This is a genomic window from Flagellimonas alvinocaridis (assembly GCF_965248585.1).
Classification (GTDB): Bacteria; Bacteroidota; Bacteroidia; order Flavobacteriales; family Flavobacteriaceae; genus Flagellimonas; species Flagellimonas alvinocaridis.
Genome location: NZ_OZ252111.1, coordinates 2,662,665 through 2,685,401, shown reverse-complemented (window position 1 = coordinate 2,685,401; position 22,737 = coordinate 2,662,665). Strand labels below are relative to the sequence as shown.

The 22,737-nt window shown below is 42.7% G+C and carries 15 protein-coding genes and 2 tRNA genes; 15 read left to right on the top strand and 2 right to left on the bottom strand.

Annotated features, from left to right (window positions below; genetic code table 11):
* The first annotated feature begins 41 nt into the window (after window positions 1-41).
* The 12 genes from ACP14V_RS12000 (at window position 42) to ACP14V_RS11945 (ending at window position 13,193) form a co-directional block, all read left to right on the top strand.
* Window positions 42-113: transfer RNA gene (locus tag ACP14V_RS12000), tRNA-Thr, on the top strand.
* 48 nt (window positions 114-161) lie between these two features.
* Window positions 162-1,349, top strand: coding sequence for an elongation factor Tu (gene tuf / locus ACP14V_RS11995; protein WP_136566336.1), 1,188 nt, complete (start codon window positions 162-164; stop codon window positions 1,347-1,349).
* Between the two features lie 67 nt (window positions 1,350-1,416).
* Window positions 1,417-1,489, top strand: a tRNA-Trp gene (locus ACP14V_RS11990).
* A 21-nt stretch (window positions 1,490-1,510) separates the two neighbouring features.
* Window positions 1,511-1,699 (top strand): preprotein translocase subunit SecE, encoded by a 189-nt coding sequence (gene secE, locus ACP14V_RS11985; protein WP_136566335.1) that lies wholly within the window; start codon window positions 1,511-1,513, stop codon window positions 1,697-1,699.
* A gap of 6 nt (window positions 1,700-1,705) precedes the next feature.
* A complete protein-coding gene (gene nusG / locus ACP14V_RS11980) occupies window positions 1,706-2,257 on the top strand; it encodes a transcription termination/antitermination protein NusG (protein ID WP_136566334.1) in 552 nt (183 codons plus the stop codon).
* 155 nt (window positions 2,258-2,412) lie between these two features.
* A complete protein-coding gene (gene rplK / locus ACP14V_RS11975; protein WP_136566333.1) occupies window positions 2,413-2,850 on the top strand; it encodes a 50S ribosomal protein L11 in 438 nt (145 codons plus the stop codon).
* Window positions 2,851-2,870: 20 nt separating this feature from the next.
* Window positions 2,871-3,560, top strand: a complete 690-nt coding sequence (rplA, locus tag ACP14V_RS11970; RefSeq protein WP_136566332.1) for a 50S ribosomal protein L1 — start codon at window positions 2,871-2,873, stop codon at window positions 3,558-3,560.
* 26 nt (window positions 3,561-3,586) lie between these two features.
* A complete protein-coding gene (rplJ, locus tag ACP14V_RS11965; protein ID WP_136566331.1) occupies window positions 3,587-4,105 on the top strand; it encodes a 50S ribosomal protein L10 in 519 nt (172 codons plus the stop codon).
* A 54-nt stretch (window positions 4,106-4,159) separates the two neighbouring features.
* The gene (rplL, locus tag ACP14V_RS11960) at window positions 4,160-4,543 is read left to right on the top strand and encodes a 50S ribosomal protein L7/L12 (protein WP_136566330.1); all 384 of its coding nucleotides are present in this window, start codon (window positions 4,160-4,162) and stop codon (window positions 4,541-4,543) included.
* Window positions 4,544-4,669: 126 nt separating this feature from the next.
* Window positions 4,670-8,479 carry a DNA-directed RNA polymerase subunit beta gene (rpoB, locus tag ACP14V_RS11955; protein ID WP_272608118.1) on the top strand — a complete coding sequence of 1,270 codons (3,810 nt, stop codon included), beginning with the start codon at window positions 4,670-4,672 and terminating at the stop codon, window positions 8,477-8,479.
* Between the two features lie 39 nt (window positions 8,480-8,518).
* Window positions 8,519-12,817, top strand: coding sequence for a DNA-directed RNA polymerase subunit beta' (gene rpoC / locus ACP14V_RS11950; RefSeq protein ID WP_272608116.1), 4,299 nt, complete (start codon window positions 8,519-8,521; stop codon window positions 12,815-12,817).
* 64 nt (window positions 12,818-12,881) lie between these two features.
* Window positions 12,882-13,193: a DUF3467 domain-containing protein gene (locus ACP14V_RS11945; protein WP_272608114.1), complete on the top strand. Its 312-nt coding sequence runs from the start codon at window positions 12,882-12,884 to the stop codon at window positions 13,191-13,193.
* A gap of 155 nt (window positions 13,194-13,348) precedes the next feature.
* Here ACP14V_RS11945 and ACP14V_RS11940 read toward each other — a convergent pair whose 3' ends face one another.
* Entirely contained in the window at window positions 13,349-13,780 is a 432-nt protein-coding gene (locus ACP14V_RS11940; RefSeq protein ID WP_272608112.1) for a hypothetical protein, read from the bottom strand.
* A gap of 187 nt (window positions 13,781-13,967) precedes the next feature.
* Window positions 13,968-15,557 carry a peptide chain release factor 3 gene (locus ACP14V_RS11935; protein WP_272609296.1) on the bottom strand — a complete coding sequence of 530 codons (1,590 nt, stop codon included), beginning with the start codon at window positions 15,555-15,557 and terminating at the stop codon, window positions 13,968-13,970.
* 394 nt (window positions 15,558-15,951) lie between these two features.
* Between ACP14V_RS11935 and ACP14V_RS11930 the strand changes: the two genes are divergently transcribed.
* Genes ACP14V_RS11930 through ACP14V_RS11920 form a run of 3 tightly spaced genes read left to right on the top strand, consistent with a single transcriptional unit; the run spans window position 15,952 to window position 22,380 of the window.
* Complete coding sequence (locus tag ACP14V_RS11930; protein ID WP_272608110.1) at window positions 15,952-19,461, top strand: gliding motility-associated C-terminal domain-containing protein; 3,510 nt, start codon at window positions 15,952-15,954, stop codon at window positions 19,459-19,461.
* A gap of 13 nt (window positions 19,462-19,474) precedes the next feature.
* Entirely contained in the window at window positions 19,475-20,422 is a 948-nt protein-coding gene (locus ACP14V_RS11925; protein WP_136566323.1) for a PorP/SprF family type IX secretion system membrane protein, read from the top strand.
* 11 nt (window positions 20,423-20,433) lie between these two features.
* The gene (locus tag ACP14V_RS11920) at window positions 20,434-22,380 is read left to right on the top strand and encodes an OmpA family protein (RefSeq protein ID WP_272608108.1); all 1,947 of its coding nucleotides are present in this window, start codon (window positions 20,434-20,436) and stop codon (window positions 22,378-22,380) included.
* Window positions 22,381-22,737 lie beyond the last annotated feature (357 nt).

Sequence of the window (22,737 nt, the reverse complement as noted above, 5' to 3'; positions counted from 1 at the left end):
TGGACTTGCAACTTTAAACGCTAAACCTGAAAACGCAATAAGCCGGTGTAGCTCAGGGGTAGAGCGTTTCCTTGGTAAGGAAGAGGTCAGGGGTTCAAATCCCCTCATTGGCTCAAAACGATTTGTACACTAATATAAACTAAGATTAAAATCATTTTAAAATGGCAAAGGAAACTTTTGATCGTTCCAAACCCCACTTAAATATTGGTACCATTGGTCACGTGGATCACGGTAAAACTACCTTGACTGCTGCCATCACTACCGTATTGGCTAACGCGGGATTGTCAGAGCTTAGAAGCTTTGATTCTATTGATAACGCTCCCGAGGAAAAAGAAAGAGGTATTACCATTAACACTTCTCACGTAGAGTATCAAACTGAAAACCGTCACTACGCGCACGTTGACTGTCCTGGTCACGCGGATTACGTAAAGAACATGGTAACTGGTGCTGCTCAGATGGACGGCGCTATTTTGGTTGTTGCTGCAACTGATGGTCCTATGCCTCAGACTCGTGAGCATATCCTTTTGGGTCGTCAGGTAGGTATTCCTCGTATCGTTGTTTTCTTGAACAAAGTTGACATGGTTGATGATGAGGAGCTTTTGGAACTTGTTGAAATGGAAGTAAGAGAATTGCTTTCTTTCTATGAGTACGATGGTGACAACGGGCCTGTTATCGCTGGTTCTGCACTTGGTGCTTTGAACGGTGAGCAAAAATGGGTTGATACCGTAATGGAGTTGATGAAAGCTGTTGATGAGTGGATCGAGCTTCCTGAAAGAGATGTTGATAAGCCTTTCTTGATGCCTATTGAAGACGTATTTACCATTACTGGTCGTGGTACCGTAGCTACTGGTCGTATCGAAACAGGTGTTGCCAATACTGGTGATGCTGTTGATATTATCGGTATGGGTGCTGAGAAATTGTCTTCTACTATCACTGGGGTTGAGATGTTCCGTAAGATTTTGGATAGAGGTGAAGCTGGTGATAACGTAGGTCTTCTTTTGAGAGGTATCGAAAAATCCGATATCAAAAGAGGTATGGTAATCTGTAAGCCAGGTTCCGTTAAGCCACACGCTAAATTCAAAGCTGAGGTCTATATCCTTAAGAAAGAAGAAGGTGGTCGTCACACTCCATTCCACAACAACTACCGTCCTCAGTTCTACGTTCGTACAACTGACGTAACTGGAAACATTGTGCTTCCTGATGGAGTTGAAATGGTTATGCCAGGTGATAACTTGACAATCACTGTTGATTTGATTCAGCCAATCGCATTGAACGTAGGTCTACGTTTCGCTATCCGTGAAGGTGGTAGAACTGTTGGAGCTGGTCAGGTTACTGAAATTTTAGATTAATCATTTTTGAAAATAATGCACTAAAGGGTGTCCCGGATTCTCGGGATACCTTTCAGTGTAATTATAAACGGGTGTAGCTCAGTTGGTAGAGCACTGGTCTCCAAAACCAGGTGTCGGGAGTTCGAGTCTCTCCTCCCGTGCAAGAAAATACAAGCAGTACTATGTTGACTTATATTAAGGAATCCTTCGAGGAATTAAAGAATAATGTTACTTGGTTGGACAGGGACAAGGCCTCTAACCTAATGGTGGTTGTGGCTGTATTCTCAATCATCTTTGCCTTGGCAACATGGGGTGTGGATGAACTTTTTAGCAAGTTGGTGGGATTGTATTTTGAACAAATAATAGGTTAAGTCGGTATGTCTGAAGTTCTTGAGAAAAAATGGTACGTGGTACGGGCTGTCAGTGGTCAAGAAAATAAGATCAAGGGCTACATAGAGAGTGAGGTAGAGCGCAATGGTTTTGGTGACTATCTTGAAGAAGTCCTTGTGCCTACCGAGAAAGTTGTACAAATCAGAAACGGAAAGAAAATCAATAAAGAAAGGGTTTACTTTCCGGGATATATAATGATCAAAGCCAATCTTGGTGGTGAAATGGTGCATATTATACGTTCCATAACCAATGTGATTGGATTTTTGGGTGAAACCAAAGGTGGTGATCCCGTGCCTTTGAGAAAATCGGAGGTGAACCGAATGCTTGGGAAAGTGGATGAACTGGCTGTCAATACAGACAATGTGGCCATTCCATTTGTGTTGGGTGAAACGGTAAAAGTTATTGATGGTCCTTTCAACGGATTCAATGGAACTGTTGAAAAAGTCAATGAAGAAAAGCGTAAGCTAGAGGTGATGGTTAAGATTTTTGGTAGAAAAACACCATTGGAACTTAGCTATATGCAAGTTGAAAAAGTATAGACTCAAGACCGGGAGAAACAAGATAAAAGACGATGAATGTCTTGGCTCTTGGTTCTATAAGTCTTGAATCAGAAAAGTTAAGAATTAAATAGAGCTGTTACATATATAAAGCTGTGTTGCTTCCAATTGACACACTTTAAATTTAATTAGAAACAATGGCAAAAGAAGTAGATAAGGTAGTTAAATTACAAGTTAGGGGAGGTGCTGCGAACCCATCGCCACCGGTTGGACCCGCCTTAGGTGCTGCTGGTGTTAACATCATGGAGTTCTGTAAGCAGTTTAATGCGCGTACACAGGACAAACAAGGCAAAGTATTGCCGGTTGTTATCACCGTTTACAAAGACAAATCTTTCGAGTTTGTTGTAAAGACACCACCTGCGGCAGTTCAATTGATGGAAGCAGCTAAGATTAAAAAAGGATCTGGCGAACCTAACAGGGTTAAGAACGGTTCGGTCTCTTGGGATCAAGTAAAGCAAATCGCCGAAGACAAAATGGTAGATTTGAATGCTTTTACAGTAGAGTCTGCAATGAGTATGGTTGCAGGTACTGCTAGATCTATGGGCCTTAAAATAGCCGGTAAAAGACCTTTTTAAAATCTTAAAAGCAATTTAGAATGGCAAGATTGACAAAAAAGCAAAAAGAAGCCCAAGCCAAAATAGATAAGAATAAACTCTATTCCTTGGAAGAGGCCTCTGCTTTGGTAAAAGAAATAACCAATGTAAAATTTGACGCTTCCATTGATTTGGCGGTTCGTTTGGGTGTAGATCCAAGAAAAGCAAATCAAATGGTGCGTGGCGTGGTTACCCTTCCCCATGGAACTGGTAAGGATGTTAAGGTTTTGGCACTGGTGACCCCTGATAAAGAAGCCGAAGCTCAAGAAGCTGGTGCCGACTATGTAGGGTTAGACGAATATTTGGATAAAATTAAAGGCGGTTGGACCGATGTTGATGTTATCATCACCATGCCAAGCGTTATGGGAAAATTAGGTCCATTAGGTCGCGTTTTGGGGCCAAGGGGATTAATGCCCAATCCAAAGACCGGAACAGTTACCATGGATGTGGCCAAGGCTGTATCTGAGGTAAAGGCTGGTAAGATAGACTTTAAAGTGGACAAAACGGGAATTGTACATGCCGCTATCGGTAAAGCTTCATTTTCTGCAGATAAAATTGCAGGAAATGCCAAGGAATTGATTGATACTTTGGTGAAGTTGAAGCCTGCCGCAGCAAAAGGAGTATACATGAAAAGTATCTACTTGTCCAGTACTATGAGTCCCAGTGTTCAATTGGATCCAAAAGCAGTTTAAGTAACTGGTAGTTCAATATTTTAACTATGACAAGAGAAGAAAAAGCAACAGTAATAGAAGATTTGACTGCACAGTTAGCTGAAACCGCCAATATTTACTTGGCAGATATTTCAGGATTGGATGCCGTTGCCACTTCTAACCTTAGAAGGGCATGTTTCAAGGCCAATATTAAACTTGCAGTGGTTAAGAACACCTTGCTTGCAAAAGCAATGGAAGCTTCTGATAAGGAATTTGGTGAACTTCCCGGCGTGTTGAAAGGCAATACATCCATGATGTTGTCCGAAACCGGAAATGCACCTGCGAAACTTATCAAGGACTTTAGAAAAAAATCAGATAAACCTTTGTTGAAGGGAGCCTTTATTGCTGAGGCCATCTACATCGGGGACGAAAACCTTGAGGCACTTGTAAACATCAAGTCCAAAGAAGAAGTCATCGGAGATATTATCGGATTATTGCAATCACCGGCCAAGAATGTTATTTCTGGTCTTAAATCAGGTGGAGGCAAGTTGGCCGGTATCCTTAAGACATTATCTGAAAAAGAATAATTCGCGCACAATAAACTAAGTATATTTTTAAAATTTTTATTAAACGATAGAAAAATGGCAGATTTAAAAGATTTTGCAGAACAGTTGGTTAACCTTACAGTAAAAGAGGTAAATGAATTGGCCGACATATTGAAAGAAGAATACGGTATTGAGCCTGCTGCTGCTGCAGTAGCTGTTGCTGCTGGTGGTGGAGCCGCTGGTGGTGATGCTGAGGCTGCTGAGGAAAAATCAGAATTCGATGTAATCCTTAAAGCAGCTGGTGCTTCTAAATTGGCAGTTGTAAAATTGGTTAAGGAATTGACCGGTCTTGGACTGAAAGATGCTAAAGACATTGTTGACAGCGCACCAAAAGCTGTTAAGGAAGCTGTTTCTAAAGATGAGGCAGAAGGTATCAAAAAATCATTGGAAGAAGCAGGAGCAGAAGTTGAGCTTAAATAATAGCTTATACCATAAAGGTTTGGTTAAGGTCTTTCCATTTTTGGTTAGACCTTAGCCTATTTTAATAAGGAGTGTATAAAGTCATACACGGCCCCCATAGTATTCACGATCAAAATTTGTCCATAGATGTTCACAAACACTATTGAAAGAGTTAATTTCGCATCCGCTAAGAACATACCGGAATACCCGGATTTCTTGGACATTCAGATAAAATCATTTCAAGACTTTTTTCAACTTGAAACCAAATCTGACGAAAGAGGGAACGAAGGTCTCTACAACACCTTCATGGAGAATTTTCCAATCACAGATACCAGAAACCAGTTTGTACTAGAGTTTTTGGATTACTTCATAGATCCACCCAGATATTCCATCCAAGAATGTATCGAACGTGGACTTACTTACAGTGTTCCATTAAAGGCACGTCTTAAATTGTACTGTACCGACCCAGAGCACGAAGACTTTGAAACGATCGTACAGGATGTATATTTGGGTACCATCCCTTACATGACTCCAAGTGGAACCTTTGTGATCAATGGTGCCGAACGTGTTGTTGTTTCCCAGTTGCATAGATCTCCAGGAGTTTTCTTTGGACAGTCTTTCCACGCAAACGGAACAAAATTGTATTCGGCCAGGGTAATTCCTTTTAAAGGGTCTTGGATTGAATTTGCTACCGATATCAATGCGGTGATGTACGCTTACATTGATCGGAAGAAAAAATTGCCGGTAACCACGCTTTTCCGAGCTATCGGTTTTGAAAGGGACAAAGATATCTTGGAAATCTTTGACCTATCTGAAGAAGTAAAGGTTTCAAAAGCCGGACTTAAAAAAGTATTGGGCCGTAAATTGGCCGCAAGGGTATTGAACACATGGCACGAGGATTTCGTGGACGAGGATACCGGAGAAGTGGTTTCCATTGAACGTAACGAGATCGTTTTGGATCGTGATACCGTTTTGGAAAAAGAGCATATCGATGAAATCATTGATGCCGATGTGAAGACCATTCTACTTCACAAGGAAAACAATGCGCAGTCAGATTACGCCATTATCCACAACACCTTGCAAAAAGACCCTACCAACTCTGAAAAAGAAGCGGTAGAACACATCTATAGACAATTGCGTAATGCCGAGCCGCCAGATGAAGAGACCGCTCGTGGTATTATCGACAAATTGTTCTTCTCCGACCAACGTTACTCTTTGGGTGAGGTAGGTCGTTACAGAATGAACAAGAAATTGGGCTTGGACATTGGTATGGACAAAGAAGTCTTGACCAAGGAAGATATCATTACCATCATCAAGTATTTGATCGAGTTGATCAACTCCAAAGCGGAGATTGATGATATCGATCACTTGTCCAACCGTCGTGTACGTACCGTGGGTGAGCAATTGTCCCAGCAGTTTGGAGTAGGTTTGGCACGTATGGCACGTACCATCCGTGAGCGTATGAACGTTCGTGACAACGAGGTGTTTACCCCAATCGATTTGATCAACGCCAAGACCTTGTCTTCCGTGATCAACTCGTTCTTCGGGACCAACCAGTTGTCTCAGTTCATGGACCAGACCAACCCATTGGCTGAAATTACACACAAAAGAAGATTGTCCGCATTGGGACCAGGTGGTCTTTCCCGTGAAAGAGCTGGTTTCGAGGTGCGTGACGTTCACTATACCCACTACGGTAGATTGTGTCCCATTGAAACCCCTGAAGGACCAAACATTGGTTTGATTTCCTCGCTTTCCGTGTTTGCGAAAGTGAACAGCATGGGCTTCTTGGAAACTCCTTACCGTAAAGTTGCCGATGGAAAAGTAGACGTGAAAGATCATATCTACTTGAGTGCAGAGGAAGAAGAAGGAATGAAAATTGCCCAGGCGAACATTCCTTTGAAAGATGACGGCACCATTGACAGGGATAAGGTAATTGCCCGTGAAGAAGGGGATTTCCCAGTAGTAGATCCTGCTGAAATCCAGTACACGGATGTTGCCCCCAACCAGATTGCATCCATCTCTGCTTCCTTGATTCCGTTCTTGGAACATGATGATGCGAACCGTGCGTTGATGGGCTCCAACATGATGCGCCAGGCCGTACCATTGTTGCGTCCTGATTCACCTATCGTGGGTACAGGTCTTGAAAGACAAGTAGCTACCGACTCCAGGGTATTGATCAATGCCGAAGGCAATGGAACCGTGGAGTATGTGGATGCCCAAAAAGTCACTATCAAATACGATAGAACCGATGAAGAGCGCTTGGTAAGCTTCGAAGAAGACTCCAAGACCTACGAATTGGTGAAATTTAGAAAGACCAACCAAGGGACCAGCATCAACTTGAAGCCGATCGTGAAGAAAGGTGACAAGGTGAAAAAGGGTCAAGTACTTTGTGAAGGATATGCTACCGAAAAAGGTGAATTGGCCTTGGGTAGAAACATGAAAGTAGCCTTCATGCCTTGGAAAGGATATAACTTTGAGGATGCAATCGTAATCTCTGAAAAAGTGGTTCGTGAGGATATCTTTACCTCCATCCACATTGATGAGTACGCTCTTGAGGTTAGGGATACCAAATTGGGTGCAGAGGAATTGACCAACGATATTCCAAACGTATCCGAGGAAGCTACCAAGGACTTGGACGAGTACGGTATGATCCGTATCGGTGCCGAGGTAAAACCTGGTGACATCCTTATTGGTAAGATCACTCCAAAAGGAGAATCAGACCCAACTCCAGAGGAAAAACTATTGCGTGCCATCTTTGGTGACAAGGCAGGCGACGTAAAAGATGCTTCCTTGAAAGCCTCACCATCGTTGAGAGGTGTGGTTATTGATAAAAAATTGTTCTCCCGTTCCATCAAGGACAAGCGCAAGCGTTCCGAGGACAAAGAAGCCATCTCAAGATTGGAGATGGATTACGAAGTGAAATTCCAACAACTGAAAGATGTATTGATTGAGAAATTGTTTGGCTTGATCAATGGTAAAACATCCCAAGGAGTCATCAACGATTTGGGTGAGGAAGTACTTCCAAAAGGAAAGAAATACACCATAAAAATGTTGAACGCTGTCGACGATTTTGCCCACTTGGTTGGAGGTAGCTGGACAACAGACGAGGATACCAATACCTTGGTGGCCGATTTGTTGCACAACTACAAGATCAAATTGAACGACATTCAAGGGAACCTAAGAAGGGACAAGTTCACCATCTCCGTTGGGGATGAGCTTCCTGCGGGAATCATGAAGTTGGCCAAGGTCTACATCGCCAAAAAACGCAAGTTGAAAGTGGGTGATAAAATGGCGGGTCGTCACGGTAACAAAGGTATTGTTGCCCGTATCGTTCGTCAGGAAGACATGCCGTTCTTGGAAGATGGAACTCCTGTGGACATCGTATTGAACCCACTGGGTGTACCTTCAAGGATGAACATTGGTCAGATCTACGAAACCGTTTTGGGTTGGGCCGGATTGAAATTGGGTAAAAAGTTTGCTACACCAATTTTTGATGGTGCCACTTTGGACGAGATCAATGCATTGACTGATGAGGCCGGTGTGCCACGTTTCGGACATACACACCTTTATGATGGTGGAACAGGTCAGCGTTTTGACCAGGCTGCCACCGTTGGGGTGATCTATATGTTGAAATTGGGTCACATGGTAGACGACAAGATGCACGCACGTTCCATTGGACCATACTCATTGATCACACAACAACCCTTGGGTGGTAAGGCCCAGTTTGGTGGTCAGCGTTTTGGAGAGATGGAGGTATGGGCATTGGAAGCCTACGGTGCTTCATCAACCCTAAGGGAAATCCTGACCGTTAAGTCGGATGACGTTATCGGAAGGGCCAAGACCTATGAATCCATCGTGAAAGGCGAGACCATGCCAGAACCTGGATTGCCAGAATCTTTCAACGTATTGATGCACGAACTTAAAGGTTTGGGCTTGGATATCCGTTTGGAGGAGTAGAACACTATATTACATTAATTATATCATCACCATATTGTTATGGCTAGAATAAAAGACAATAACGCACCAAAAAGGTTCAATAAGATTTCCATAGGATTGGCCTCTCCAGAGTCCATTTTGGCCGAATCCCGTGGCGAAGTATTGAAGCCTGAAACCATTAACTATAGAACGCACAAGCCCGAGCGTGATGGATTGTTCTGCGAGCGTATCTTTGGTCCTGTAAAGGATTATGAGTGTGCCTGTGGAAAGTATAAGCGTATCCGTTACCGTGGAATCGTTTGTGATCGTTGTGGTGTTGAAGTAACCGAGAAAAAAGTACGTAGGGACCGTGTTGGACACATCAACCTAGTGGTTCCCGTAGCACACATCTGGTACTTCCGTTCATTGCCAAATAAAATCGGATACCTTTTGGGATTGCCTTCCAAAAAGTTGGATATGATCATTTACTACGAAAGGTATGTGGTCATCCAACCCGGTATTGCCAAAGGTCCCGAAGGAGAGGAAATCCAAAAAATGGATTTCTTGACCGAAGAGGAATATTTGAACATCTTGGAGTCCATTCCTACTGAGAACCAGTACTTGGAAGATACGGACCCCAACAAGTTCATCGCCAAAATGGGTGCCGAATGTTTGATTGATCTATTGTCCAGAATCGATTTGGAACAATTGTCCTACGAACTTCGTCACAAGGCAAACACCGAAACATCAAAACAACGTAAGACCGAAGCCTTGAAACGTCTTCAAGTGGTTGAGGCCTTGCGTGAATCACAGGACAACAGGGAAAACAATCCTGAGTGGATGATCATGAAGGTCATTCCCGTGATTCCACCAGAATTGAGACCATTGGTGCCATTGGATGGTGGTCGTTTTGCCACTTCGGATTTGAACGATCTATACCGTAGGGTGATCATCCGTAACAACCGTCTAAAGCGGTTGATGGAGATCAAAGCCCCTGAGGTAATCTTGCGAAATGAGAAACGTATGCTTCAAGAAGCTGTGGATTCCCTTTTCGACAACACAAGAAAAGCCTCTGCGGTAAAAACAGAATCAAACAGACCATTGAAATCCCTTTCAGATTCTTTGAAAGGTAAACAAGGTCGTTTCCGTCAAAACCTTTTAGGTAAACGTGTGGATTACTCTGCTCGTTCCGTAATTGTTGTTGGTCCGGAATTGAAATTGTACGAATGTGGTCTGCCAAAAGATATGGCGGCCGAGCTGTACAAGCCTTTTGTTATCCGTAAGTTAATAGAAAGAGGTATTGTAAAGACAGTAAAGTCTGCCAAGAAGATCATAGACAAGAAAGAGCCTGTGGTTTGGGATATTCTGGAAAATGTCCTTAAAGGACATCCAGTTCTATTGAACCGGGCCCCCACATTACACCGATTGGGTATCCAAGCGTTCCAGCCCAAACTTATTGAAGGTAAGGCGATTCGTTTGCACCCCTTGGCGTGTACCGCATTCAACGCGGATTTCGATGGGGATCAGATGGCGGTTCACTTGCCATTGGGGCCAGAGGCCATTTTGGAGGCCCAATTGTTGATGTTGGCTTCCCAAAATATCTTGAACCCTGCAAATGGTTCGCCAATTACGGTACCATCACAGGATATGGTTTTGGGATTGTACTATATGACCAAGGAAAGAAGGTCTACCAAAGAAGTTCCTGTAAAAGGGGAAGGCTTGACGTTCTATTCCGCTGAAGAGGTTGAGATTGCCTTTAACGAAAAGAAAGTAGATCTTAATGCAGCAATCAAGGTAAGGACCAAAGACTTCAATGAAGCAGGTGAATTGGTCAATCAAATTATTGAAACCACTGTAGGTCGTGTATTGTTCAACTCTGAAGTACCAGAACAAGCAGGATTTATCAACCAAGTATTGAACAAGAAGGCCCTAAGGAACATTATTGGGGATATTCTTGCCGTGACCGATGTGCCCACAACGGCCGAATTCTTGGATAAGATCAAGTCCATGGGATATGATTTCGCTTTCAAGGGAGGTTTGTCCTTCAGCTTGGGAGATATCATCATCCCTGCGGAAAAACAAGATATGATCAACGAAGCCAACGAGCAGGTTGATGGTATTATGATGAACTATAACATGGGTCTTATCACCAACAATGAGCGATATAACCAGGTTATTGATGTTTGGACTTCAACCAACGCCATGTTGACCGAATTGGCCATGAAGCGAATCCGTGAGGACAAACAAGGATTCAACTCCGTGTATATGATGTTGGATTCCGGTGCGAGGGGTTCCAAAGAGCAGATTCGTCAGTTGACCGGTATGCGTGGATTGATGGCCAAGCCTAAAAAATCTACCGCTGGTGGTGGTGAAATTATCGAAAACCCGATTCTATCCAACTTTAAGGAAGGTCTATCCATCTTGGAATACTTTATCTCTACCCACGGTGCGCGTAAAGGTCTTGCGGATACCGCTTTGAAAACTGCGGATGCGGGATACTTGACCCGTCGTTTGGTGGATGTTTCCCAAGATGTGATCATCAACATAGAAGATTGTGGTACACTTCGAGGAATTGAAGTGGAAGCATTGAAGAAGAATGAGGAAATCGTGGAAACCCTCGGAGAACGAATCTTGGGTAGGGTTTCTTTACATGATGTATACAACCCATTGACTGAGGAGTTGATCCTTAGAGCAGGCCAAGATATTACTGAAGCTGATGTGAAGAAGGTGGAAGCCGCTCCAATTGAAAAAATTGAAGTACGTTCCCCATTGACTTGTGAGGCGCCTCAGGGAATCTGTGCAAAATGCTACGGAAGAAACCTAGCTACCAATAAAATGGTGCAACGTGGTGAGGCCGTTGGTGTGGTTGCAGCACAATCCATTGGAGAGCCAGGTACTCAGTTGACCTTGCGTACGTTCCACGTAGGGGGTATTGCAGGTAACATTTCTGAGGACAACAAATTGGAGTCCAAATTCGATGGTGTTGCCGAAATCGAAGATTTGAGGGTTGTTGAAGGTGAAAACAGTGAAGGTGAAAAGACCAATATTGTCATCTCCAGGACTACCGAAATCAAGATAATGGATGCCAAGACAGGAATTACCTTGAGTACCAATAACATTCCCTACGGTTCACAATTGTTTGTGAAGGATGGAGAGAAGATTTCCAAGGGAACCGTGATTTGTCAGTGGGATCCTTATAATGGTGTTATTGTGTCCGAGTTTACAGGACAGATTGCCTATGAGAATATTGAGCAAGGGGTTACCTACCAAGTGGAGATTGATGAACAGACCGGTTTCCAAGAAAAGGTAATTTCTGAATCGAGAAACAAAAAGTTGATTCCTACCTTATTGATCAAGGATGGTAAAGGTGAAACCTTGCGTTCTTACAACTTACCTGTTGGTTCCCACATTATGGTGAACGATGGGGAGAAAATCAAAGAAGGAAAGATTCTGGTCAAGATTCCACGTAAATCTGCTAAAACAGGGGATATTACTGGTGGTCTTCCAAGAGTAACCGAGTTATTCGAAGCAAGAAACCCGTCTAACCCAGCTGTTGTATCTGAAATAGATGGTGTGGTTTCTTTTGGTAAGATCAAAAGAGGTAACCGTGAAATCATCATCGAATCAAAGACAGGTGAGATCAAGAAGTACTTGGTTAAACTTTCCAACCAAATTTTGGTTCAGGAAAATGACTATGTACGTGCCGGTATGCCATTGTCTGATGGATCTATTACTCCAGAAGACATTTTGGCCATCAAAGGACCATCTGCTGTTCAGCAGTATTTAGTGAACGAGGTTCAGGAAGTATACCGTTTGCAAGGTGTAAAAATCAACGATAAGCACTTTGAGGTTGTCGTTAGGCAGATGATGCGTAAAGTACAGATCCAGGATTCGGGAGACACTACCTTCTTGGAGAACCAATTGGTACACAAAGATGACTTCATCAACGAAAATGATGAAATCTTTGGTAAGAAAGTGGTAGAGGATGCAGGTGATTCCGAAAGGTTAAAACCAGGTCAGATAGTTACGGCACGTCAATTAAGGGATGAGAACTCTATTCTTCGAAGAGAGGACAAGACCTTGGTTACCGCAAGGGATGCCGTTGCTGCTACTGCGACACCAATTCTTCAGGGAATTACAAGAGCGTCGTTGCAAACCAAATCCTTTATCTCTGCAGCATCGTTCCAGGAAACTACCAAAGTGTTGAATGAAGCTGCCGTTAATGGTAAAGTGGATACTTTGGAAGGATTGAAGGAAAACGTAATTGTTGGACACAAGATTCCTGCCGGTACCGGTATGAGGGATTATGACAGTATCATTGTAGGTTCCAAAGAGGAATATGATGAGATCATGGCCCGAAAAGAGGAATTTAAATTCTAGATAATGAGCAAGCCCTGACCTAATCGTCAGGGTTTTCTTTTTCATTTTTGAAAGAAAGTAAAGTATGGCTGAAAAAAATCAGAACCAAAAGCAGATCAATATTGAACTGGATGAGAAAACGGCAGAGGGAATTTATTCCAACTTGGCCATTATCAATCATTCCGTATCGGAGTTTGTGGTGGACTTTATCAGTATGATGCCCGGGGCTCCTAAGGCTAAAGTGAAGAGCAGAATTGTACTGACACCCCAACATGCCAAGAAGTTTTTAAAGGCTTTAAACGATAACGTGACCCGTTTTGAAAAAGCACACGGCCCTATAAAAGATTATGAGCAACCTTCCATTCCATTGAATTTTGGACCTACGGGAGAAGCTTAATTGAAATAGAGCTTCCCAAAGAATAGTGTTTCGTCAACCTGAACTTGTTTCAGGTTCTCATGTATAGAGTTGACCAACTCCAAAAGATTCTGAAATGAATTCAGAATGACGATTTTCATCATTTTTTGGGAAGCTTCTTTTTTAGTATTAGGTATTTATTTCAACCAACCTTTCTGGATGCCCTTTTTTGAAAAGAAAACTAGGTAAAGCCCAATGATTATAACAATTATGGGCATTCCATAAGTGGAGGTGCCAAATGCTTCCACCGCATTGGAAATAAAAAGCCAATGGACAAACTGTGCCACGGCAGTTATCAATGAAATAATGAAGAAAGGCCGTGCCCATTTTTTTCGGAGCAAAAGCCCAATTGATCCAATAAACCCGGAAAAGACTGCAATGGCAAAAGCAGCAGTTGCCCAAGCTGGTATTCCTTCAAAAACCTCACGTTGTGCTTGGTCCAAAGATTCCAGAATGGCCTGTTGGTTAAAGGCTTGATTGAGATAGTTAAAAACACCCATCAAATTCCACAAAAGTGCGATAGTACTTACCACCCAGAACCAAACTGGTGGTTTTACGGTTGTTGTCATAATAGTTATTTTTTTGGTTGTGGATACAATGTACAAAAATGACAACAAAGAACGGCTAAGATGTTATTTTACAATAAAGTAAGTGCGTCAATTGCTGCGGTGAACTCTACAGCAGTTGGCGTGTTTTAACGCGTACTGTTTCTATTGTGAAACGACTTTTTGACTTCTAGATTACGTGGATTGGCTGTTATTCAAACTCTGAAGTATAATGTAATTTTACCGATGGATATTTTTGCTGTGTCATCTGAAGTGAAAACTGAGAATCGGCCAAAAAGACAAGTTTTCCACGTTTATCGGTAGCCAAAAATTTCTGTTTTACCCGTTTAAATTCGGCAAATTCCTCGTTGTTCTTATCCTCAGGTTCTACCCAACAGGCTTTGTGCACCGGAAAGTTCTCGTAAGTGCATTTGGCGCCATATTCGTGTTCCAATCGGTATTGGATTACCTCATATTGCAGAGCTCCCACAGTACCAATGACTTTTCTACCATTCATTTCCAAGGTAAATAACTGAGCTACACCCTCGTCCATAAGCTGGTCAATTCCTTTGTACAACTGCTTGGCCTTCATGGGGTCTGCATTGTTGATGTATCTGAAATGTTCTGGAGAAAAACTGGGAATACCCTTGTAATGTAGCTTTTCGCCACTGGTTAACGTATCTCCGATTTTAAAATTCCCTGTATCATGCAGTCCAACAATATCACCGGGGTAAGAAACATCAACGATTTCCTTCTTTTCCGCAAAGAAGGCATTGGGGCTGGAAAATTTCAATTTTTTATTATGCCGAACATGTAGATAAGGCGTATTACGCTCAAAAGTTCCCGAAACTACCTTTATAAATGCCAATCTATCTCGGTGTTTGGGATCCATATTCGCATGGATTTTGAACACAAAACCTGAAAAATCCTTCTCATTGGCCTTTACTAAACGTTCCTCGGCCATTTTGGCCCTGGGTGGTGGGGCAATGTCCACAAAACAGTCCAGCAACTCCCGAACCCCAAAATTGTTCAATGCCGATCCAAAGAAAACAGGTTGTAACTCTCCTTTTAGATAAGCTTCTTTGTCAAAATCAGGATACACTCCATTTACCAATTCCAGATTATCACGGAGGTTTTCAGCGGCATCGGTGCCAATGATTTTTTCGAGTTCTGGGCTGTTGATGTCATCAAAGGCAATAGTCTCTTCAATATTCTTTTTACTGTTGCCGCTAAATAGATTGATGTTTTTCTCGTAAATATTGTAAATACCCTTAAAATCGTACCCCATTCCTATGGGAAAACTAAGAGGCGTAACAGATAGCCCCAATTTTTGTTCCACTTCGTCCAATAGGTCAAAGGCATCCTTTCCTTCCCGATCTAATTTGTTAATGAACACAATCATGGGAATATTGCGCATCCGGCAAACTTCAACCAATTTTTCGGTCTGTTCCTCTACACCCTTGGCAACATCGATCACTACAATTACACTGTCCACAGCAGTCAAGGTCCTAAAGGTGTCTTCGGCAAAATCCTTGTGTCCTGGTGTATCTAATATGTTGATTTTCTTATTGTTGTAAATAAAGGCCAGAACCGAAGTAGCTACTGAGATACCCCGTTGTCGCTCAATCTCCATGAAGTCGCTGGTGGCAGATTTCTTAATTTTATTGCTCTTTACGGCTCCAGCCTCTTGTATCGCACCTCCAAACAAAAGTAACTTTTCCGTCAAGGTGGTTTTACCCGCATCTGGGTGAGAAATAATACCAAAAGTTCTTCGTCGCGCTATTTCCTTTTCAAAACTCATCAACAAAAATTTGGGCAAAAATAGGGTAATTATGGCTTTTGTCATCAATTTGTTAAAAGATACCCCATTGTTGATATTTTCGGAAAAAAAGGAAGCTGGCCTTGGGTTATGATAGCAAAAAGTAGAGTAATTTTCGCTCCGCATTGCTCAAGCGTAAAGTTTAAGCTTCGGTTTATTTTGATTTAATGTAAAGTATGAGGTAAATAATGATGATGAATACGCCTTTTATCGAGAAAAATAGGAGGTAAGCGTCAAATACATTAATTATGTGACCGGATTGTGTTTGTATGTGTCGGAATGACCAAAGCACAAAGTAAAAATAAGAAAGCCCCAATTTTCTTACACTTACGAGAACTACATGCCATGGTGATTAGTTGACCAAAACTTATCATTTATGGAAAAAAATACTTTCTTGGATTTTGGGAGAAGGATACCTTATGGTCTATTTCCTGTTCTGGGACTTGCCATATTCCTAATCATGACCTCTTTTGATGGGGCACCCGCATCCACAACCGAATCCTTGGTCGTTGTAGATATGTACACTGACGCAGATGGAGATGGTGTTCCAGATTACATAGATATTGATGACGATAATGACGGAATTTTGGATTCGGTAGAGGATAATAACCTTGATGGCGATAACGACCCCCTGACCAATCCTTATGATAAAGACTCCGATGGTATTCCCAATCATCTGGACATAGATTCAGATGGTGATGGTATTTTGGATAACATTGAGGCGCAGTCATCCTCAAATTATATAGCACCTTCGGGAATAGATGCCAACAATAATGGTTTGGATGATGCTTATGAAAATGATGGTAAGCTGGGAATCGAACCCTTAAATACGGATAGATATAATGGGGGAAATGGGTTTTTGCCAGATTATCTGGATGTGGATTCGGACATCGATGGCATTAGGGACAATGTAGAGGCTCAGTCGTTTAAAGACTATGTTGGGCCCTCTGGAACGGATTCAAATGCAAATGGATTGGACGATGCATATGAAGGGGTATACGGATTTGGGATTATCCCTTTGGATTCGGATGAAGATGGCATACCGGACTACAGGGATTTCGATTCAGATAATGATGGAATAAAAGATAAGGTGGAAGCACAAACATCAGAAGGGTACATTCCACCAGCTGATGACAAAAACTGCAATGATATTGATGATGCCTATGAAGATGGATTAAATCCTATTGATACGGATTCCGATTCCATTCCTGATTATAGGGATATCGATAGTGATAATGATGGCATATTGGACAATGTTGAAAGCCAGACAATCCAAGATTATGTGGCGCCAAGCGGAATCGATGATAATGGAGACGGAATGGATGATGTATACGGTCTTGGAGGCATTGATCCCATCAATTCTGATGCAGATTCACTGCCAGATTTTAGAGATATCGATAGTGACGATGACGGGATTCCAGACAACGTTGAGGCGCAGAGCACTGCAGGCTATATTCTCCCGAACAACGACGACGCTGCAACCTACGAGTCGAACGACGGTTTGAACAGCGCCTACCTTGGCGGCTTGGATCCGGAGGACACCGATGGTGACGACACGCCGGACTACCTTGACGAAGACAGTGATAACGATTTGGTAGCGGACAACAACGAAGGTAACGACTTCAACTATGACGGTATCCCGGACTGGACGTACACAGGGACGGATACGGACAACGACGGTCTTGACGACGGCTACGAGGGCAGCGATGTCAACGACGGCTATGACGTGAACGACGAGATAGAGGACCCTGCGACGGACCTTCCCGACACAGATGGTACTGAAGATGTAAACTACCGAGATATTGATGATGATGGCGACGGGATCGACACCCCTGACGAGGACGCAAATGAGGACGGTGACCCTACAAATGACGATACTGATGAAGATGGCACCCCGGACTACCTTGACCCCGACAGTGGCGGAGGTGATGATACGGATGGTGATGGAGTCACTGATGATGATGAAGAGGAAGACGGAACGGATCCTAACGATGCCTGTGATTTTATATTGGCCAACCAGACCGTGGAACCTTCGTCTGAATGGAAGACATCGGATTGTGATGGAGACGGTGTGACCAACGAAGACGAGAAAGAAGATGGCACGGATCCCTTGGATCCCTGTGATTATAACCCTGATCATGTCACCTTGCCGCAGAGCGGAGATTATTTGACCGCTGACTGCGACGGTGATGGAGTGACGAACGAAGATGAAGAGGAAGACGGAACAGACCCGAACGATGCCTGTGATTTTGTATTGGATAGCCAGACCCTGGACCCAAGCTCTACATGGAATGCTTCTGATTGTGATGGTGATGGAGTGACAAACGAGGATGAGAAGGAAGATGGTACCGACCCATTGGACCCCTGCGACTACAATCCTGACCATGTGACCTTGCCACAGAGTGGGGATTATTTGACCGCTGATTGCGACGGTGATGGAGTGACGAACGAAGATGAAGAGGAAGACGGAACAGATCCGAACGATGCATGTGACTTTGTACTGGATAGCCAGACCGTGGACCCAAGCTCTACATGGAATACTGCTGATTGCGATGGTGATGGGGTTACCAATGAAGACGAGATAGAAGATGGTACTGATCCATTGGACCCTTGTGATTATAATCCAGAGAGTATCACGTTGGAGCCATCTCCAGAGTGGAAAGAGCTGGATTGTGATGGGGACGGAAATCCAAATGGTACGGATCCCAATCCTTTGGAAGCTTCAGCAGCTGATGATTCTGGATCAACCCCAGCCTTGACGGAAGTAGCCATAAATATTTTGGAGAATGATGATTATCTCCCTAACAATAATGAAAATAATGTGGGTGTTACCAGTTTGTCGAGAATTGGAGGGACTGCGGCCGGTGTTGTTTCCTTTGACCCTGACACTGGGTTTATGACCTATACCCCTACGGAATTGGAATCCAATTCTACGGTTACGGTTGTGTATCAAGTGTGCAACGTAATGCCAAACCCTCATGTTTGTGCTTCGGCTACGGTCACTATTGAAGTTGGTACCAATACCATTGATGCCGTGGATGATTCCTATACTGGAAATGGGGACATTGCTGACAGTGATGTGCTTTCCAACGACACATTGAACGGAGAGTCTGTTACCTTGGCCGATGTTATTTTGACCTCGACCCCAACGGACGAGCTTACCATCAACGCCGATGGAAGCGTGAGTGTGAACCCTGGTACAGCCGAGGGTATATATTCCATCACCTATACCATCTGTGAAATCGATAATGTGGAAAATTGCGATACGGCCACGGTCACCGTGGAGGTAACCGAGGGTATGGCCAACGTCATCGATGCCGTGGATGATTTTTATAATGAAGGAGCAGGAGACGGTGTTATTCCAAATGCCAATGTGTTGTTGAATGACAGACTTGATGGGGAGGAAGTTACCTTGGTCGATGTCATTTTGACTTCAGATCCAACAAACTCACTCATGATCAATGACGATGGAACAATTACTGTTGCTCCAGAAATTACGGCTGGGGAGTATACCATAGAGTATACCATTTGCGAGGTAGGCAACCCCGAAAATTGTGACACGGCAACGGTTACCGTGGTCATAGAGGAGATAGAAGTAAACCAGATGGTGACTCCGAACGGGGATTTAAAGAACGATTTCCTATTTATCCGTGGGGTGAGCAAGATAAAATCGAGCACGTTACAGATTTTTAATAGGTGGGGTGTGGCCGTTTATGAGGGCAAAAACTATGACAATGTGAGGAATGTTTTTGACGGTCGTTCCAGAGGAAGGTCCTCATTGAGTGTGAACGACTATCTTCCGGCCGGGGTATATTTTTATATCTTTAATTATGAAACCGAAAAAGGAAGTTTCACGGACACCGATTACATTTATATAAGCAGGTAACAATAGTGATAGAATGATAAAAAAACATTTTTTAGTTCCGTTTGCTGTATTGGGAATGATGTCCATGGGGCTTTTTGCCCAACAAGACGCACAATATACGCAATACATGTTCAATACCTTGAGCGTAAACCCTGCTTACGCCGGGTCTCGAGGCCAATTGAGTTTTGCCGGATTGTACCGTTCCCAATGGGTAGGGTTGGATGGTGCCCCAGAAACGTTCACCTTAAACCTTCATTCACCCATCCGAAACAGTAGGTTGGGTTATGGAGTTTCCATTGTTAATGACAATATTGGGGATGGAGTGGTTCAAGAAACTTACTTGGATGCCGTCGTTTCATATACCATCCAATTCGCAAGGGATGCTAAATTGTCATTTGGGTTGAAAGCAGGAGGAAATATGCTCAGCTTGGATTTCAACGGACTTCGAAATTTTGATCAAGAAGTGGTCAGTCAAGATAACATCGATAACAAGTTCAATCCTAATTTTGGACTGGGAATTTATTATCATACTGACAAATTCTATGTTGGGGCTTCAGCACCAAATATTTTGGAAAGCGAATATTTTGACAATAATAATGATGATGGCTCGGTGAACTTTTTGTCGGCCGAGCGTATCAATTTTTATTTGATTACAGGGTATGTTTTTGATATTGGGGCCGATTTGAAATTTAAACCGGCTCTTTTGACAAAAGCTGTTGGAGGGGCACCTTTGCAAGTTGACCTATCGGCAAATTTCCTGTATGCAGACAAGTTCAGTTTTGGCGCCGCATACAGATTGGATGCTGCGGTAAGTGCCTTGGCAGGATTTCAGATTACGGACCAGATAATGATAGGTCTGGCCTATGACAGGGAAGTAACCGAATTGGGAGGGACCCAATTCAACGACGGCTCTTTTGAGATATTCCTCAGATTGGAGTTGCTTAAATCATTTCAAAGAACGGTATCACCAAGATTCTTTTAATACAGGTTAGGATGCTAAAAAGAATACCCATACTCCTTCTCATGTTTTTTGGATGCATAGCGAACATGCTGGCACAGGATAGCATTCCAGATAAGCAGCAAGCCAAAAGAAAAGCAAGGGCAGATCAACGTTATGAAGAATATTCCTTTAGTCCGGCCATCGACATTTACAAGAAGGTATTGGACAAAGGATATGTGTCGTCAGATTTGCTGAAACGCCTTGGAAATGCCTACTATTTCAATGCGAAGTACCAAGAGGCAGCCAATATCTATAAGAAACTGGAAGAATCCTATCCAGATGAAATGGGAGTGGACTTCATTTTTAGATATGCCCAAAGCTTGAAATCGTTGGGGAATTACGATGAAGCTGCCCAATTGATGGAAAAGTTCAAGACGATGACCGCGGTTGATGTTGATTTTGATGAAGACTATCTGGCCAAAATAGAGGAAAACTCAGGAAGATATGGTGTAAAGCCCTTCGAATATAATAGTAAGTATTCAGATTTTGCAGCATCTTTTTATGAGAAAGGTCTCATTTTTGCTTCGGATAGGGACACGGGAAATTTGGCCCGCTATAGGCATACATGGAACTCAAAAGACTTTCTGGACCTATATAAGGTCGATGCTGATAGTGCTTCCAATGGAAGAGCCATAAAACTAGAGGGAGACGTGAATACCCGACTACATGAATCAACCTCGGTAGTAACCAAGGATGGAACCACCATGTACTTTACCCGAAACAATTTTTTGGATGGGAAGAAATATAAGGACGAACAAGGCATCATCCGTCTCAAAATATATAGTGCAGAAAAGGTAAACGGGGTTTGGACAAATGTTACGGAGCTCCCTTTCAACAATGATTCCTATTCGGTGGCACACCCTGTCTTGAGTCCAGATGAGAAGAGGTTGTATTTTGTTTCTGATATGACCGGAAGTGTAGGGGAATCGGATATATTCATGACAGAAATTATTGGAGACGGAACCTATGGGCCAATCATCAATCTAGGGAAGAACATCAATACCATAGGACGTGAGACCTTTCCGTTTATCACTAAAGATGGTGTATTATATTTTTCATCGGACGGCCATCAAGGTTTGGGTGGTTTGGATGTCTTTGCCACCAAAATTGCCTTCAATGATTACGATCAACCAGTTGTTAACGTAGGTAGGCCCATCAATGGACCTCTAGATGACTTTTCCTTTATTTTCGATTCAGAGAGCAAGAAGGGCTACTTTTCCTCAAATAGAGAAGGTGGCATGGGAGAAGATGATATTTACGAGTTTGTTGAAAATGACCCTTTGGTGCTCGATTGCATACAAGAAGTTTCGGGAACGGTTAGAGACCGGATATCCAATGAAGTATTGGCAGGAGCCACAGTTATGGTCATTGATGAGGAAAATAAAGAAATTTCTTCAACAATTACAGATTCCAAAGGCAATTATGTTTTGCAGTTGGATTGCTCCAAGGGTAATTTTGTACGGGCATCACGAGATGGGTATGTTCCTGCAGAGGAGTACCTGAATAAGTCCGATGGCAAACCAAGAATTATAGATTTTTATTTGGAACGCGATGTCGTGACCGGTGGGTTTGGCGATGATTTGGCCAAACTACTCCAGCTGAGTACCATTTATTTTGATTTGAACAAATACAACATTCGTCCAGATGCCGAAATCGAAATCCAAAAGGTAATTGTAGCCATGGAAAAGTACCCAAGCTTAAAAATTAAGGTGAACTCACATACCGATAGCCGTGGAAACGACGCATATAACCTCTGGTTATCACAGAAAAGAGCAGAGTCTACAATAAATTATATGATTTCCAAAGGGATTGCTGCCGACAGACTACAAAGCGAAGGATTTGGAGAATCAAGATTGGTCAACGAATGTGCTAATGGAGTACCATGCTCCAGCGAGCAACACCAGCTAAACAGAAGATCCGAATTCATCATATTTGACTGATTCTACCACTGAATAAGAATAAAAAGCACCTCTTGAAATTTCAAGAGGTGCTTTTTGTTTGTAGTAACTTGATTTTACAATCTTCCTTCGAGAAAAATTATTACCTCAAATACATCATTTAAACACATAAAAAAGTTTAAAAAATAAAGCGAAGGATATTTCTTACGATTAGATTCATAAAATGGTCTTCAATTTTTGAAGCATTCTTAACCGTTGATATTGCTGGATTTATCGATAAACGGTCCTGAGAAACAAGGAGGTATTCGGACAATCACCTCAAAAATTCAAGACTATACCGTAAGATTCAGGGCATACACAACAAATATTTTCCCCCCCTATAAGTAAAGGTAATTTTGT